At 70.5% G+C, this 16,282-nt stretch carries 14 protein-coding genes; 11 read left to right on the forward strand and 3 right to left on the reverse strand.

The annotated features are described in order from the left end of the window. Positions 1 to 3: 3 nt before the first annotated feature. From miaA to BI335_RS01800, 6 genes are all read left to right on the forward strand, one after another. Positions 4 to 993, forward strand: a complete 990-nt coding sequence (gene miaA / locus BI335_RS01775) for a tRNA (adenosine(37)-N6)-dimethylallyltransferase MiaA (RefSeq protein WP_229119390.1) — start codon at positions 4 to 6, stop codon at positions 991 to 993. Between the two features lie 2 nt (positions 994 to 995). Continuing rightward, complete coding sequence (dapF, locus tag BI335_RS01780; RefSeq protein WP_094429470.1) at positions 996 to 1,817, forward strand: diaminopimelate epimerase; 822 nt, start codon at positions 996 to 998, stop codon at positions 1,815 to 1,817. Between the two features lie 76 nt (positions 1,818 to 1,893). Continuing rightward, on the forward strand, positions 1,894 to 3,372 hold the full coding sequence (hflX, locus tag BI335_RS01785; RefSeq protein ID WP_094429471.1) for a GTPase HflX: 1,479 nt from the start codon (positions 1,894 to 1,896) through the stop codon (positions 3,370 to 3,372). 46 nt (positions 3,373 to 3,418) lie between these two features. Continuing rightward, positions 3,419 to 4,198 carry a ZIP family metal transporter gene (locus tag BI335_RS01790; protein WP_094429472.1) on the forward strand — a complete coding sequence of 260 codons (780 nt, stop codon included), beginning with the start codon at positions 3,419 to 3,421 and terminating at the stop codon, positions 4,196 to 4,198. 63 nt (positions 4,199 to 4,261) lie between these two features. After that, positions 4,262 to 4,750, forward strand: coding sequence for a hypothetical protein (locus BI335_RS01795; RefSeq protein WP_094429473.1), 489 nt, complete (start codon positions 4,262 to 4,264; stop codon positions 4,748 to 4,750). A gap of 344 nt (positions 4,751 to 5,094) precedes the next feature. After that, the gene (locus BI335_RS01800) at positions 5,095 to 7,134 is read left to right on the forward strand and encodes an ATP-dependent DNA helicase (RefSeq protein WP_094356255.1); all 2,040 of its coding nucleotides are present in this window, start codon (positions 5,095 to 5,097) and stop codon (positions 7,132 to 7,134) included. Between the two features lie 78 nt (positions 7,135 to 7,212). Here BI335_RS01800 and lexA read toward each other — a convergent pair whose 3' ends face one another. Then, positions 7,213 to 8,022, reverse strand: a complete 810-nt coding sequence (gene lexA, locus BI335_RS01805) for a transcriptional repressor LexA (protein ID WP_411266619.1) — start codon at positions 8,020 to 8,022, stop codon at positions 7,213 to 7,215. Between the two features lie 225 nt (positions 8,023 to 8,247). Between lexA and BI335_RS01810 the strand changes: the two genes are divergently transcribed. The 4 genes from BI335_RS01810 (at position 8,248) to BI335_RS01825 (ending at position 12,748) form a co-directional block, all read left to right on the forward strand. Next, complete coding sequence (locus BI335_RS01810) at positions 8,248 to 8,676, forward strand: hypothetical protein (RefSeq protein ID WP_094429474.1); 429 nt, start codon at positions 8,248 to 8,250, stop codon at positions 8,674 to 8,676. Between the two features lie 35 nt (positions 8,677 to 8,711). Beyond that, on the forward strand, positions 8,712 to 9,140 hold the full coding sequence (locus BI335_RS01815) for a DUF2752 domain-containing protein (protein WP_094429475.1): 429 nt from the start codon (positions 8,712 to 8,714) through the stop codon (positions 9,138 to 9,140). Positions 9,141 to 9,328: 188 nt separating this feature from the next. After that, positions 9,329 to 9,796, forward strand: a complete 468-nt coding sequence (nrdR, locus tag BI335_RS01820; RefSeq protein ID WP_094358743.1) for a transcriptional regulator NrdR — start codon at positions 9,329 to 9,331, stop codon at positions 9,794 to 9,796. A 78-nt stretch (positions 9,797 to 9,874) separates the two neighbouring features. After that, the gene (locus BI335_RS01825) at positions 9,875 to 12,748 is read left to right on the forward strand and encodes a vitamin B12-dependent ribonucleotide reductase (RefSeq protein ID WP_094429476.1); all 2,874 of its coding nucleotides are present in this window, start codon (positions 9,875 to 9,877) and stop codon (positions 12,746 to 12,748) included. 188 nt (positions 12,749 to 12,936) lie between these two features. Here BI335_RS01825 and BI335_RS01830 read toward each other — a convergent pair whose 3' ends face one another. After that, entirely contained in the window at positions 12,937 to 13,764 is an 828-nt protein-coding gene (locus BI335_RS01830; RefSeq protein WP_172421677.1) for an alpha/beta fold hydrolase, read from the reverse strand. A 31-nt stretch (positions 13,765 to 13,795) separates the two neighbouring features. Beyond that, the gene (locus BI335_RS01835; protein WP_172421653.1) at positions 13,796 to 15,178 is read right to left on the reverse strand and encodes a hypothetical protein; all 1,383 of its coding nucleotides are present in this window, start codon (positions 15,176 to 15,178) and stop codon (positions 13,796 to 13,798) included. Between the two features lie 95 nt (positions 15,179 to 15,273). Between BI335_RS01835 and BI335_RS01840 the strand changes: the two genes are divergently transcribed. Continuing rightward, the gene (locus tag BI335_RS01840; protein ID WP_094429478.1) at positions 15,274 to 16,215 is read left to right on the forward strand and encodes a hydroxymethylglutaryl-CoA lyase; all 942 of its coding nucleotides are present in this window, start codon (positions 15,274 to 15,276) and stop codon (positions 16,213 to 16,215) included. Positions 16,216 to 16,282: the final 67 nt, after the last annotated feature.

Raw genomic sequence — 16,282 nt, forward strand, 5'->3', positions numbered from 1 at the left:
GGCGTGTCCACTCCCGCACCGCGCACCCTGGTCCTGGTCGGCGCGACCGCCAGCGGCAAGTCGGCGCTCGCGGTGGCGTACGCCCTGTCCAGCGCCGCGCAGGGCCGGCCGGCCGAGGTCGTCAACGCCGACTCGATGCTGGTCTATCGGGGGATGGACATCGGCACCGCCAAACCCACGATGGCCGAGCGCGGCGGCGTACCCCACCATCTGATCGACATCGCCGAGATCACCGAGACCGCCTCGGTCGCGGATTTCCAGACCCTCGCCCGGGCCGCGATCGCGGACTGCCACGCCCGCGGCGTGCTGCCCATCGTCACCGGCGGCTCGGCCCTCTACACCCGGGCGATCACCGACGAGTTCAGCTTCCCCGGCACCGATCCGCAGCGCCGGGCGTACTGGGAAGCCGAACTCGACCGGCTCGGCGCCCCCGCCCTGCACGCCCTGCTCGCCGAGCGCGCGCCGCAGGCCGCCGCGGACATCCTGCCCGGCAACGGGCGCCGGATCGTGCGCGCGTTGGAGGTGATCGACCTGACCGGCGAGTTCACCAGCCAGCTGCCGAGCTGGCGCTACGCCCTGCCCGGGACCGTGCTGCAGGTCGGGCTCGAACTGGATCGGGCCACCATGGACGAGCGGATCGCGCAACGGGTCGAGCGGATGTGGGCCGACGGCTTCGTCGAGGAGGTACGCCGCCTCGAGGCCCGCGGCCTGCGGCAGGGCCGGACCGCCTCCCGCGCGCTCGGCTACCGGCAGGTGCTGGCGTACCTGGCGGGGGAGAGCAGCGAGGACGAGGCCCGGCGGGCGACCATCACCGGTACCCGTCGCTTCGCCCGCAAACAGCTCTCCTGGTACCGCCGCGACGAGCGGATCCGCTGGCTGCCCGCCGGCGCCCCGGACCTGGTCGAACGACTGGCCGGAATGCTCGCCGAGCCACCGGTGTTGCCTGTCCCGGAACGGGATTGGACACCGTCTGGAGGGGGTGAAAGCCTGTGAGCATGCGGAGCTGGAGCATCGCCAAGGGCCACGGGACGGAGAACGATTTCGTCATCATGGTGGACCGGCACGGCATGCTCGATCCCAGCGATGACGACATCCGCTTCCTCTGCGACCGGCGCAGCGGCATCGGCGGCGACGGCCTGCTGCGGGCGATCAAGGCCCAGCACATCCCCGAATGGGACGGCGACCCGGACATCTGGTTCATGGACTACCGCAACGCCGACGGTTCGATCGCCGAGATGTGCGGCAACGGGGTGCGGGTGTTCGCCCGCTACCTGAACGAGGAGGGCCTGGCCAACGAGCCGGTGATCCCGATCGGGACCCGCGCCGGCCTGCGCACCGCCTATCTGGACCGCGAACTGGTGCGGGTCGACATGGGCGCCGTCGCGGTCGACCAGACGCCGACCACGATCCGGCTCGGGGAGCGCGAGTTCACCGCGATGCCGGCCGATGTGGGCAACCCGCATGCTGTGGTCGAGGTCGAGGACGTACGCTCCCTCGACCTGTCCCGCGCCCCGCAGTTCGATCCGGAGCGTTTCCCCGACGGGGTGAACGTCGAGTTCGTGCAGCGCGTCGGTGACCGCGAGGTGGCGATGCGGGTCCACGAGCGCGGGGTCGGTGAGACCCGCTCCTGCGGCACCGGAACGGTGGCCACGGCGGCGGCCGCCAGCCAGTGGTACGGCGGCGACGAATGGCAGGTCGACGTGCTCGGCGGCCAGGTGCAGGTGGAGCTCGGTGAGGTGGCCTGGCTGAGCGGTCCGGCGGTCATCGTGTTCCGCGGTGAGGTGCTGCTGCCCGACCGCGAGACCGTCGACGCCTGAATCCGGGCGAGGCCGGAGGCGTACCCGGAACAAACCACTCGCCCCGGTTGGCCGGCCGTGGGAAACTGGTGGGACGATGACAGTACGCCGCCAGGAATACTTCGACGACTCCGAGGATCCGATCGCCGTCGACGACCAGACCGTCGACCCGATCGAGGAGGAGCTCGACTTCGACGGGGACCAGCTGGAGCTGGCCGAACGCAACTCGTTGCGCCGCGTGGTCGGGATGTCCACCGAGCTGTCCGACATCACCGAGGTCGAGTACCGCAAACTGCTGCTCGAGCGGGTGGTGCTGGTCAGCGTCTGGACCACCGGCTCCCAGGTCGACGCCGACAACTCGCTCGCCGAGCTGAAACAGCTCGCCGAGACCGCCGGCTCCCAGGTCCTCGAAGGCCTGGTGCAGCGGCGCCGCAAGCCCGACCCGGCGACCTACATCGGCTCCGGCAAGGTCGACGAGCTGCGGGAGGTCGTCGTCGCCACCGGTGCCGACACCGTGATCTGCGACGGCGAACTCGCCCCCGCCCAGCTGCGCAACCTGGAGGACCGGGTCAAGGTCAAGGTCGTCGACCGGACCGCGCTGATCCTCGACATCTTCGCCCAGCACGCGAAATCGGTGGAGGGCAAGGCGCAGGTCGAACTGGCCCAGCTCAACTATCTGAAGCAGCGGCTCCGCGGCTGGGGCGGCAACCTGTCCCGGCAGGCCGGTGGCCGCGCCGCGGCCGGTGCCGGTATCGGTGGCCGTGGCCCCGGTGAGACCAAGCTCGAGACCGACCGGCGCCGGATCCATCACCGGATCTCGCAACTGCGCACCAAACTCCGCGAGATGGACTCCACCCGTGAGGCCAAGCGCGCCGAACGGCAGCGGCACCGGGTCCCGTCGATCGCGATCGTCGGCTACACCAACGCCGGCAAATCCTCCCTGTTGAACCGGCTCACCGGCGCCGGGGTGCTGGTCGAGAACGCGCTCTTCGCGACCCTGGACCCGACCACCCGACGCTCCCAGACCCCCGACGGCCGCGTCTACACGCTCACCGACACCGTCGGCTTCGTCCGCCACCTGCCGCACGACCTGGTCGAAGCATTCGCTTCCACGCTGGAGGAATCGGTCGCCGCGGACCTGCTGGTCCATGTGGTCGACGGCTCCGATCCGGACCCGCTCGGCCAGATCGCCGCGGTCCGGACGGTGCTCAACGACATCGGTGCCGGGGACCGGGCCGAGCAGCTGGTCATCAACAAGGCCGATCTGGCCTCACCGGAGAATCTGCAGCTGCTGCGTACCCATGCCCCCGACGCGATCGTGGTGTCCGCGCGGACCGGTGCCGGCATCGACCGGCTCAAGGAGGTCATCGACTCCCGGTTGCCGCGGCCCGAGGTCGAGGTCCGCGCGCTGGTTCCCTACGAGCGTGGGGATCTGCTGGATCAGGTGCACCGCAGCGGTGAGTTCCTGACCACCGAGCACACCGCCACCGGCACCCGGATCGTGGCCCGGGTGCATCCCGAACTGGCCGCGGAGTTCGAGCCGTACGCCGACGTGGAGAACGACGCGACCCGCTGAGCGGACCACCTGCCGCGGCTGCGGTGGCAGGGCTTAGATTGGCCCGGTGCAGAGCACCCTGTTGGTCCAGGCCGCCCGGCTGACGATCTTCCCGGTCCTGGTGACCATCGTCGGCACCCTCGTCGCTGTCTGGCGCCCACCCGGCACCCGGACCGTGGCCGCCATCCAGCATTTCGCGGCCGGGGTGGTGATCGCCGCACTGGCCGGTGAGGTGCTCCCGGACCTGAAGGAGCGGGAGGACCACAAACTGGTCTGGACCGCGGTCGGGTTCGCGCTCGGTGTCGCGGTGATGCTCGTCCTGGGCGCCTGGGAACGACGCCGCTCGGCCGCCGAGAAGGCGCGGGCGGCCAGTGCGACCGGCGGAGCCGGCACGGCCGAGGGGCCACGGAGCCTGCCGATGGGCATGCTCATCGCGATCGGCATCGACCTGGTCATCGACGGCATGCTGGTCGGGCTGGGCGTCACGCTGGGCTCGGCGACCGGCCTGATCATCACGATCGCGCTGACCATCGAGGTGCTCTTCCTCGGGGTGTCGGCCGCGCTCGAGCTGCTCGGCGAGGGCTTCGGGCGCCGCACCGTGATCTGGGTGGGCGTGGTGCTGGCCCTGCTGGTCGGCGTCGGTGCCCTCGGCGGCGTACTGCTGCTGGGTGGCGCATCGGCCACCGTGCAGGTCGCCTTCCTCGCCTTCGGCGCCGCGGCGTTGCTCTTCCTGGCCATCGAGGAGCTGATCGTCGAGGCCCACGAGGTCGAGGAGAAGGCCTGGATGTCGGCGATGCTGTTCGCCGGATTCTTCATCATCTGGCTGCTCGAGGCGCTCGTCGACTGATCACAGACCGTGGTCGTACGCCGCAGCGCGGCCAGTGGCCCGCCGGCGGGTGATCCTTGTCCGGTGAAGCGACGACTGCCCTGGTGGGGCTGGACGCTGGCCGGCTGCGGTGGCCTGGCGCTGGTGCTGGTGCTCGGCGTGGCCGCGGTGATCGGCTGGCAGTTCATCCCGCACCGCACCGACTACGGCGAGCGGTGCACCACCACGCTCGGGATGAAGTGCGAGCGCGTCCACCCGGAGGTGATCGCACGGCTGACGCAGATGCGGCTGCCCGCCGGCACGACGGTGCACGAGTCGCAGTACGAATCCTTCCAGGACTGGCGCGTGCGGGCACGGTTCAGTGTTCCGGCGGATCGGGTCGCCGAATGGGAGCAGTCGCTGGCGGCGTACCCACCGGCCGGTACCACCGACTGCACCGAGCTGACCGGCGAGGGCACCGACCGCCGCTGTGCCAGCGCGAACGACCCGCAGCAGCCACCGATCCGCACCTACACCCGGGTCACCCGCCCCGACAGTTCGGTGCTCATCGAGGTCGAGGCCTTCACCACCTGATCGCGGCCGAGCTCCGGCGCTGATCAGGTCAACGCTTCATGGTGCGTTCGTTCCGGGCCAGAGCGGATACCGCTTCGGCGTCGAGCAGGATCGAGTGTGGCCGCGCGATCACGATGACAAGCGGGTCATCAGTGCCGCGACCTCGTCCTCATCAACGGGACCGTCTGGAATCGCCTGTGCACAACCCCGCCCGGCGCCTCGAATCGGTGGCCTCCGGCGACTAGATTGCTTCGGTGACCTCGCACGCCGCTCGCCCCGCAGCAACCTCCCGGCCGGACCCGCAGCAGGTGCTGGATGCCGCCGTCGAGGCGCTCGGCGGGAGCCCGCGGGAGGGTCAGCAGCAGATGGCCGAGGCGGTCGCCGAGGCCTTCGAGACCGGGCAGCACCTGCTCGTCCAGGCTGGTACCGGCACCGGCAAATCCCTCGGTTATCTCGCCCCGGCGCTGACCCGACTGGCCCGCGGCCGGGAGCGGATCGTGATCGCGACCGCGACCCTGGCGCTGCAGGCCCAGCTCGCCAACAGCGACATCCCCCGCGCCCTGGACGCCTGCGAGCAGGCGATCGGCAAGCGGCCCCGCGCCGCGATCCTCAAGGGACGCAGCAATTACGCCTGCCTGCTGCGGATCCGCGACCAGGCCGTCGAGGACCAGGACACCCTGCTCGGCTCCAGCGAGGTCGTCGAGGCGTTGCGGGCCAGCGCGCCGAGCACCGACTCGGTGGTCGGCGCCGAGGTGGTCGCACTGCGCGAGTGGGCCGAGCAGCAGGCCAGCGACGGTGGCCTGGCCGACCGCGACGACGCACCGACCCACACGACCAGGGCCTGGGCGCAGGTGTCGGTACCGGTCCGTGAATGCGTCGGCGCGCAGCGCTGCCCCTACGGCACCGAATGTTTCGTGGAGAAGTCCCGGGAGCAGGCGCGCTCGGCCGATCTGGTGGTGACCAACCATGCGTTGCTGGCGATCGACGCGATGCATGGCGGCACGGCGCTGCCCGAGCACGACCACGTGATCATCGACGAGGCCCACGAGCTGGTCTCCCGGGTCACCGGTGCCGCCTCCGCCGAGCTCAGCCCGCAGCAGATCGAACGCGTCGGCCGCCGCGCCCTCGGTTGGCTGGATGACGAACTGGGACTGGAATTCCTGGAATCGGCCGATGTGCTCCGCGAGGGGCTGGAGGCGGCGCCGCTGGAGCAGGTGCCGGGCACCGACGCCCCGGTGGTGCGCGCCTTCGAAGCGGTCCGCGACGTCACCCGCCGGGTGGTCAGCGCGTTGACCGGCAAGGACGCCGACAACGAGCAGCGGCAGGCCGCCGCGGCGGTCAAGGAGGTCTTCGACGTCGCCGAGCGGATGGCCGCGCTGGCCGACCACGACGTCGTCTATGTGGCCGACCGGGAACGCTTCGGCCGCGAGGCCCGGGTCTCCCCGCTGAGCGTGGCCGCGCTGATGCGTGAGCGGGTGCTCGGCCAGGTGACCACGGTGCTCACCTCGGCGACCCTCAAGCTCGGTGGCGAGTTCGAACAGGTCGCCGGCAGCGTCGGCCTGCGGCGCGACGAGCGCCGGGACCGCCCGGAGGCCGCGCCGAAACTCACCGGGCCGGACGAGGTGGACGCGGTCGAGCAGGCCGACGACCCCGAGGAGCTGGAGAGCGACACCGTCGCCGATTTCGGTGACGGATCGGAGACCGGCGGCGGGCGGCGCAAGGCCGGTCCGATGACCTGGCGCGGTATCGACGTCGGCTCCCCGTTCTCCTATGCCAAGCAGGGGATTCTCCATGTGGGCAAGGATCTGCCGAAACCCGGTCGGGACGGGATCGCACCCCAGGTGCTGACCGAGGTCGCCGAACTGGTCTGGGCCGCGGGTGGGCGTACGCTCGGTCTGTTCGCCTCCCAACGCGCCGCCGAGGCCGCTGCGGCGTACGTCCGCAAACAGCTGCCCAAGCACACGATCCTGTGCCAGGGGGATGCGCAGCTCTCCGAGCTGACCCGCCGTTTCGCCGACGAACCGGAGACCAGCCTGTTCGGCACCGTCTCGCTGTGGCAGGGGATCGACGTGCCCGGTGACACCTGCCGGTTGGTGATCATCGACAAGATCCCGTTCCCGCGGCCCGACGACCCGCTGATGCAGGCCCGGCAGCGGGCGGTCGCCGAGGCCGGGGGCAATGGGTTCATGACGGTGGCGGCGGGGCATGCGGCGCTGCTGCTCGCCCAGGGCGCCGGCCGGTTGATCCGCCGGCAGAGCGATCGGGGGGTGGTCGCGGTGCTCGATCCGCGCCTGGTCACCGCGCGGTACGGGTCGTATCTGCGCGCCGGGATGCCGCCGATGTGGATGACCACCGACCGTGAGGTGGCCGTGCAGGCGCTGCGCCGGTTGGCCGAGGACGACTGAGCGGGCGCCGGGGAACGCAGCGCGGCCGGCCCGGGAGGCTGACATCCCGGACCGGCCGCTGCGGCGTATCTGCGTGGTTCAGACGCGGCGCAGCACCGCCACCACCTTGCCGAGGATGGTCGCGTCGCTGCCGTCGATCGGGTCGTACGCCTCGTTGTGCGGCAGCAGCCACACCTTGCCCCTGGTCTTGGAGAACGTCTTCACGGTGGCCTCGTTGTCCAGCATGGCGGCCACGATGTCCCCGTTGACCGCGGTCGGCTGCTGACGCACCACGACCCAGTCGCCGTTGCAGATCGCGGCGTCGATCATCGAGTCACCGCTCACCTCGAGCAGGAACAGGGTGCCTTCACCGACGAGCTGTTTGGGCAGCGGGAAGACGTCCTCGACGCGTTCCTCGGCGAGAATCGGGCCGCCGGCGGCGATCCGGCCGACCACCGGCACCCGGACGGCGTCGGGGTAGCTGTCCCGGATCCCGGTCTCGTCGTAACCCGGGTCCATCGGCTGCATGTCGGCGGGCAGCAGCACCTCCAGGGCACGCGGCCGGTTCGGATCCCGGCGCAGGAAGCCCTTGGCCTCCAGGGTGCGCATCTGATGGGCCACCGAGGACGGGCTCGCCAGCCCGACCGCCTCACCGACCTCGCGGATGCTGGGCGGGTAGCCTCGGTGGTCGACCGCGTGCTTGATCACCTCGAGCACCCGGCGCTGCCGCGGGGTCAGCCCGTGCGCATCGGCCGGGCCGTCCGGCAGCGGGGTCACGGTGCCGCTGGTGCGATCCATCTCGGCGGCGACGTCCTCATTGCGCGGCCGGCCGCGGCGGCGCGGAGCGGATGCGGCGCTGGGGGAGTCGGTGGTGGACTTGGTGGTCTTCGGGTCTTTGCTGTCAGCCATGGCATCAGGGTAGGACGAATCGAACATCGAATCAAACAACTGTTCGAGCGTGTCGCGTCGGCCTGGAAGCGGACCGGACGGACTGTCAGTGGCCTCTGTTTGAGTGATCTCTGCAAGATCACGATTCGAACACGAGTCCACGATTCGGGTTTGTGTGCGAATCGGTTCCGAGGTAACAATGGTCCGTGTCGAACACCTGTTCGACCACTTCCCGAGGAGGCAACCATGGCCCAGCAGGTCAGCAGCACGATCGCCCGCCCGGCCCCGCGCCACTCCGTCACCCCCGGCGGCCGGCGGCCGAGCACCCGGCGCCCCGAGGGGCAGCGCCCCGCGCGCGGTCCGCGGGTGCAGCGTGCCGATCGCGATCGCGGTTTCGAGACCCGCGGCGTGTCCGCCGGATGCCGGGTGCAGCGCCCGGTCGTCCAGCCCGCCGCCCGGCGCAGTCCCGTGCGCCCCGCCGGTGTTGAGATCCGGCTGACCGACCGGGGGATCGCCGTGGTGCTCGCCCTCGGCGCCCTGCTCGGGCTGGCCGCGATGCTGTGCATCGGGGTGACCGCCGCCCGCGTCACCGCCGAGCCGCCGGCCCCGCAGGCCGCTGTCGCACTGACCCAGGCCCCGCCCGCGGCCGCCACCGGTGGCGCCCCGCTCCGCTGAGGTCGGCATGGACCGCGACCGGCGACAATGGGGGCATGCATCCCGTCGCACCGACCGCAGGGCACGCCCGCGGCACCGCGGTGCGGCGCTTCGGCTGGCTCACCCTGCTCGGGGCCAGCTGCGCACTCGCCGGCGGGGTCTACGCGCTGACCGGCCGGGGGATACCGTGTCCGGTGCTGCTCGCCACCGGGTGGCAGTGCCCGCTCTGCGGTGCCTCCCGGATGGGCGCGGCCCTGCTCCGGGGCGATCCCGCCGCGGCCTGGGTGGCCAATCCCTTCGTCCTGGTGCTGGGTGGGCTGTTGCTGGCTGTCTGGGCCTGGTCCGGTGTCCGCCTGCTGACCCGTCGGTCGGCCGGTTTGCCGACCTCGCTGGGTCGTTGGCTGGAGCGCGGGGCGCCGCTGCGGGCGCTGCTGCTGATCCTGCTGCCGGCGCTGGTCTGGATGCTGGCCCGCAACCTGATCTGAGGGCCGCGAAACGCCGGTTCGCGACGTCTTGCTCCGCTGCCGGATGCGACGTAGGATTCCCATATCTAGTAGTTACAGGCTTGTGGTTCATCCACAGGTTGTGGTTCTTTTCCACAGGATGTCCACACCGGCACCCACAGGGTCATCCCCAGCAGGGGCCGGTCGGCGAGCGAGCGGAGGTGGGTCGGGTGCACTGCCCCTACTGCAAGCACACCGACTCCCGGGTGCTCGATTCGCGGGCCGCCGATGACGGTGCGAGCATTCGCCGCCGGCGGCAGTGCCCGGCCTGTGAGCGCCGGTTCACCACCATCGAGCAGATGCAGATCGTGGTGGTCAAGCGCTCGGGGGTGATCGAGCCGTTCAGCCGCGACAAGGTGATCAAGGGGGTCCGGAAGGCCTGCAAGGGCCGGCCGGTGACCGACGAGCAGCTGGCCCGGCTCGGCCAGGCGGTCGAGGAGGCGCTGCGCGCCTCCGGGCAGCCGGAGGTGCCGGCCGATGAGGTCGGCGTGGCGATCCTCGGCCCGCTCCGCGCGCTGGACCAGGTGGCGTACCTGCGCTTCGCCTCGGTCTACAACCAGTACGCCTCGGTGGACGACTTCGAGGCCGAGATCGCGCGGTTGCGTACCGAACGCGCGCTCACCGATCAGACCCAGTGAGGTCTGCCGGCCCGGGCCCGGGCCACCACACCATTCAGCATCCTCAGCAGTGACCATGCCGATCCCGAGAGGTTCACGATGACCGAGACCACCCGATCCTCATCCCGGAGCAGCGAGTCCGCACCCCGTGGGCTGACCATCGAGCGGGTGCACACCACCGAGGGCGTGCACCCCTACGACCAGGTGACCTGGGAGCGTCGTGACATCGTCCAGACCAACTGGAAGACCGGGGAGAGCGTCTTCGAGCAGCGCGGGGTCGAGTTCCCCGACTTCTGGTCGATGAATGCCTCGACGATCGTCACCACCAAGTACTTCCGCGGCGCGCTCGGCACCGAGGCCCGCGAGCAGGGGCTCAGGCAGCTCATCGACCGGGTCGTGCGGACCTACCGCGCCGCGGGTGAGGAACACGGATACTTCGCCACCGAGCAGGACGCGGAGATCTTCGAACACGAGCTGATCTGGATGCTGCTGCACCAGGTGTTCAGCTTCAACTCCCCGGTCTGGTTCAACGTCGGCACGAAGTCGCCGCAGCAGGTCTCGGCGTGCTTCATCCTCTCGGTCGACGACTCGATGGACTCGATCCTGAACTGGTACAAGGAGGAGGGGTTCATCTTCAAGGGCGGTTCGGGCGCCGGGCTGAACCTCTCCCGGATCCGGTCGTCGAAGGAGCTGCTGTCCTCCGGGGGCACCGCCTCGGGGCCGGTCTCGTTCATGCGCGGCGCGGACGCCTCGGCCGGCACCATCAAATCCGGCGGTGCCACCCGCCGCGCGGCGAAGATGGTGGTGCTCGACGTCGACCACCCCGACATCGAGGAGTTCGTCGAGACCAAGGCGCGCGAGGAGGACAAGATCCGCGCGCTGCGCGATGCCGGCTTCGACATGGACCTGGGCGGCAAGGACATCACCTCCGTGCAGTACCAGAACGCCAACAACTCGGTGCGGGTCTCCGATGAGTTCATGACCGCCGTCGAGGACGGGGCCGAGTTCGCGCTGCGTTCGCGGACCGACGGCTCGGTCGTCGAGACCGTCGATGCCCGCGAGCTGTTCGACAAGATGGCCAAGGCCGCCTGGGAATGCGCCGATCCCGGCATCCAGTACGACGACACCATCAACGACTGGCACACCAACCCCGAGACCGGCCGGATCACCGCGTCCAACCCCTGCTCGGAATACATGTCGCTGGACAACTCCTCCTGCAACCTGGCCAGCCTCAACCTGCTCAAGTTCCTCTCCGCCGACGACACCTTCGACGCGGAGAAGTTCGCCAAGTCGGTCGAGCTGATCATCACCGCGATGGACATCTCGATCTGCTTCGCCGACTTCCCCACCGAATCGATCGGCGAGACCACCCGCAACTACCGTCAGCTCGGCATCGGGTACGCCAACCTGGGTGCGTTGCTGATGGCGACCGGTCACGGTTACGACTCCGAGGGCGGGCGGGCCTTCGCGGCCGCGATCACCTCGCTGATGACCGGCACCTCCTACCGCCGCTCCGCCGAACTGGCCGCGGTCGTCGGCCCCTACCAGGGCTATGCCCGCAACGCCGACGCGCACCAGCGGGTGATGCGCAAGCACCAGGCCGCCAACGATTCGCTGCGCACCCTGTCCGCGATCGACGGTGACGTGCACCGGCTCGCCACCCGCGAATGGGACCAGGTGGTGAAGCTGGGCGCCGACAACGGTTTCCGCAACGCCCAGGCCTCGGTGCTCGCGCCGACCGGCACCATCGGTTTCATGATGGACTGCGACACCACCGGGGTGGAGCCGGACTTCTCGCTGGTCAAGTTCAAGAAGCTGGTCGGCGGCGGGTCGATGCAGATCGTCAACCAGACCATTCCGCGGGCGCTGCGTCGACTCGGGTACGCCGACGAGACCGCCGAGGCGATCGTCGAGTACATCGCCGAGCACGGTCATGTGATCGACGCCCCGGGTCTGAAGACCGAGCACTACGAGGTCTTCGACTGCGCGATGGGGCAGCGGGCGATCCGCCCGATGGGCCACGTGCGGATGATGGCCGCGGTGCAGCCGTTCCTGTCCGGTGCGATCTCCAAGACCGTCAACCTGCCCGAGACCGCCACCGTGGAGGAGATCGGCGAGGTCTACCGGCAGGGCTGGAAGCTCGGCCTCAAGGCACTCGCGGTCTACCGCGACAACTGCAAGGTCGGCCAGCCGCTCTCCGACGGCAAGAAGAAACCCGAGGAGAAGAAGTCCGAGGCACCGGCACCGGTGGTGGAGTACAAGCCGCGCCGCAAGCGGCTGCCGAAGAAGCGCCCGTCCTCGACCACCTCGTTCTCGGTCGGTGGCGCCGAGGGTTACCTGACCTCCGGTTCCTACCCCGACGACGGCCTGGGCGAGGTCTTCCTCAAGCTCGGCAAGCAGGGCTCCACGCTGGCCGGGGTGATGGACGCCTTCTCGATCGCGATCTCCATCGCGCTGCAGTACGGCGTCCCGCTGGAGACCTACGTGCAGAAGTTCACCAACATGAAGTTCGAGCCGGCCGGGATGACCGACGACCCGGACATCCGGATGGCGCAGTCGATCATCGACTACGTCTTCCGCCGGTTGGCGCTGGACTACCTGAGCTTCGACGAGCGCGCCGAGCTGGGCATCTACACCGCCCGGGAGCGGGCCCGCTACGTCGAGACGGGTTTCTACCTGGAGGAGCAGTCCGAGTCCGGTGCGGGTGAGTCGGAGCCGGCCGTCGAGGACGAGGGCACGGTCGAGGCGGCCGCGCCGGTGAAGACCCAGAGCCCGAAGGCGGCGGTCGATCCGACCACCTCGGCCTCGGTCCGCCCGGCCCCGCGGGAGGCGCACACCTCGGCGGAGCTGCTGGAATCGATCACCGGCAACACCGTCGACGCGCCGCTCTGCTTCACCTGCGGCACGAAGATGCGCCCCTCGGGTTCGTGCTACGTGTGCGAGGGCTGCGGTTCCACCAGCGGCTGCAGCTGAGTCGGATCTCCGCACGACGGGAGGCGCCCCGGTCCGCTCGGACCGGGGCGCCTCCCGTCGTGGGGCGGTACCGGTGCATCGGGCTGCCCCCACCGGGCACCCGGAACCGCCACCGGGCACCCAGGAGTGCGTGACCGCATCGGGTGCCCGGTGTCACTCCCGGGTGCCCGGTGCGCAGTCCTGGCCGGTCACCCCGAGGCGGTGAGGAATCGGTGCAGCAGCTCGCGTACCGGGCCCGGCCGTTCGATCCACGGCAGATGCCCGGCCCCCGGCAGCAGCACCCACTCGGCGTCCTGGACGTGACTGGCCAGTGCGTGGGCGCATGACCAGGGCCGCGGATCGGCCGCGCCGTGGAGGAACAGGGCGGGGCAGGTGACCTGGCGCGCGGCCCCGATCATGCCCGTGTCACCGAGCGCATCGAGCTCGGACATCAGCGCGCGGTAGGCCCCGAAGTTGATCGGGCCATCATGATCCGCCATCCTCGCGGCCTCGCGTGCCCCGACGTCCGGATCCGCGTAGTCGGTGAACCAGCTCAGGATCCGGAATTCCCTTTCCTGATGCGGATCCCGGCGGGGGAGTGCGTCCAGCTCGCGAAGCCTCGCCGTCTGTGCGGCCGATCGGAGACGCGCCAGTTCGGTGCGCAACGGTGTACGCCAATCACCGATACCCACCCCGCTGAGGTGGATCATCCGGGCCGCCCGCTGCGGATACCGCGCCGCGTACAACAGGGCCAGCGCCGCGCCGTAGGAGTGTCCCAGCACGGTCCACCGTTCGATGCCCAGCCCGCCTCGCAACTCGTCGAGGTCGGCCAGTGCCCGATCCAGAGTCTGCTCCTCCGATGGGTCGGAGGCGCCACAGCGAAGGTGGTCGTAGCGGTGCACCGGCCGGCCTTCGATCATCTCGCCGAGCGGTCCCAGGTAGTCCCAGAGCCCCGGTCCGCCGTGGATCAGCACCACCGGCGTTCCGGGCGCCGAGGAATCCGCGCTGCGCACTGCGATCCGGACGCCATCGGACAACCGAAGCAAGACAGTTCCGGGCGAGTGCGGGTCAGCTGAAGACGACGGCCGGTTTGCCGTCGGCGAGCTTGACGGTCACATAGGCGGTCCGGGTGCGGGTCTCGGGGATGATGTTGCCGCGGCGGCCGCTGACGGTCGCCGAGGCCTGCAGCTCGGAGGCGACCGGAACGGAGGTCGTCGCGGTCATCGTCGAGTCACTGAAGCGCCAGTTCACCCCCGCCATCGGGTCGTTCTTCAGATTCCACCGGATCGTGCTGTTGTCCAGCTGCACGTTCGACTCGACCCGGCCACCGATGAACGGGCAGTCCGGCGGGTTCAGCTCCCGCTTGCTCATGCAGGCGTCGATCGCGGCCCGGGTCGCGGCGGAGGCCTGTTTCGTACCCTCCTCGCTCAGCACCGCATCGGCCTCCCAGGAGACCCCCGGGTTGGCGGGGTCGGTGAACGCGAATTCGGTGCTGGTGAAGGAGATCAGCGGGTTGGTCGAGGTGACCGAGTAGCTGCCGGGGAACATCTCATAACTGCCCGGCGGCACCTTCGCCCCGTTGACCAACCGCTCCGGGCCGTCCAGCCCCAGATCGATCTTCGCCGTCGGCTTGTCCAGCTTCCAGTCCGCACCGACCCGGCTGACCGCGAACTCGACGGTCTGCTCCTTGTCGCCGACGGTGACGGTCGCCGGCACCTTGCCGGTGTCCCACTCGCCCTGGGAGTTCTCGGTGACCCGTGCCGGTTCGAGCTTGCCCACCTTCAACGCGGCGCGCTTGTTGGCCTCGATCAGCACATCCCGGGTGAGCAGCTGCGCGTTCTCGGTCGGCTTCTCCTTGGCGTACCCGAGTGCCTTCTCCGCATCCGAGTCAGCGAGCGCCTGCAGGAAGGTCTGCACCGCCCCGGTCGCCGCCTCGGACTGCTTCTTCTCCTCGTTGCGCCGGTTCTCCTCGGCGACCCTGGCCGCCTCGGCGGCGCGCGCCTGCTCCTGCTTGGTCTGGTAGTCGTTCCACAGCACCACACCGCCGATGATCAGGATCAGCGCGAGCACCGCCGCCCCGGCGCCGATCAGGATCTTCTTCCGCTTCGGATCGGCCGGCTGTTTCGGCTGCTTCGGCGGCTGCTGCGGATTCATCTGTTCCGGCGGCTGCTGCGGCCCCCGCCAGCCGCCACCGGCGCCACCGGTGAGGGGCTGGCTGGGCTGCCCGAACGTGCCATCCGGTCGCCACTGCGGGTTCGCGCCCTGCTGCGGACCGGGACCGTACGCCCCGGGCGGGCCCTGCGGTCCGGGTCCCTGGGGGCCGGGTCCCTGCGGCGGGGGTCCCTGCGGTCCGGGTCCCTGAGGACCTCCCCACGGCCCCTGATTCGGCCCATGGGGTCCCTGCGGGCCCTGTGGTCCCGGACCGCCGGCGGGCGGGTTCGGCTGGCTCATGGACTTCCTTTCGCCTGGAACTTCGCTCCAGTGTCCCAAGGAAGCAAGGCCAACGCACGCCGAACCGCGCCGGGATCGCTGCCTATGCTTGGCCCATGCAGCCGTTTCCCGAGGTACGCCGGTCCGCGATCGACCTGCCCGAGCAGGTGACGGTCTTCGAGGTGGGGGCGCGCGACGGGCTCCAGGCCGAGAAGCAGACCGTGCCGACCGAGGTGAAGGTCGAACTGGTCACCCGGTTGATCGAGGCGGGCCTGACCCACGTGGAGGCGACCAGCTTCGTCTCGCCCAAGTGGGTACCGCAGCTGGCCGACGCCGCCGAGGTGATGGCCGCCATTCCGCGTCCCGAAGGCGTCCGCCTGCCCGTGCTGGTACCGAACCAGCGCGGCCTGGAGCGGGCCCTGGCCGCCGGTGCCCGGGACATCGCGGTCTTCGTCTCGGCGACCGAGAGCTTCGCGAAGGCCAACCTGAACAACACCGTCGAGGGCGCCCTGGCGCTGGCCGAGCCGGTGGTCACCGAGGCCCGCGCGGCGGGCGTACGGGTCCGCGGCTATGTCTCGATGTGCTGGGGCGACCCGTGGGAGGGCCCGGTACCGGCCGAGCAGGTGGCCGGGGTGACCGGCCGGCTGCTCGAGTTCGGCTGCGACCGGGTCAGCCTGGGCGACACCATCGGCGTCGCGACCGCTGGCGGCGTACGCGACCTGCTCGCCACCCATGCCGACGCCGGTATCGGGGTGGACCGGCTGGCGCTGCACTTCCACGACACCTACGGGCAGGCGCTGGCCAATGTGTACGCCGGACTGGAGTGCCAGGTCAGCGAGTTCGACTCCTCCGCCGGCGGCCTCGGCGGCTGCCCCTACGCCCGGTCCGCGACCGGCAACCTGGCCACCGAGGATCTGCTCTGGCTGCTGCACGGCCTCGGGATCGAGACCGGCGTCGACCTGCAGTCGCTGGTCGGGACCAGCACCTGGCTGGCCGGCCGGCTGGGGCGGCCCAGCCCCTCCCGGGTGGTCAACGCACTGGCCGGTGCGCAGCAGTGACCGGGGCACCCGTTCCGCCTGCCGGGGCCACCTTGGACACCATCGGGCCCCGGCGCTAGGTTCGTCA

The organism is Enemella evansiae, assembly GCF_002250705.1.
Taxonomy (GTDB): Bacteria; Actinomycetota; Actinomycetes; order Propionibacteriales; family Propionibacteriaceae; genus Enemella; species Enemella evansiae.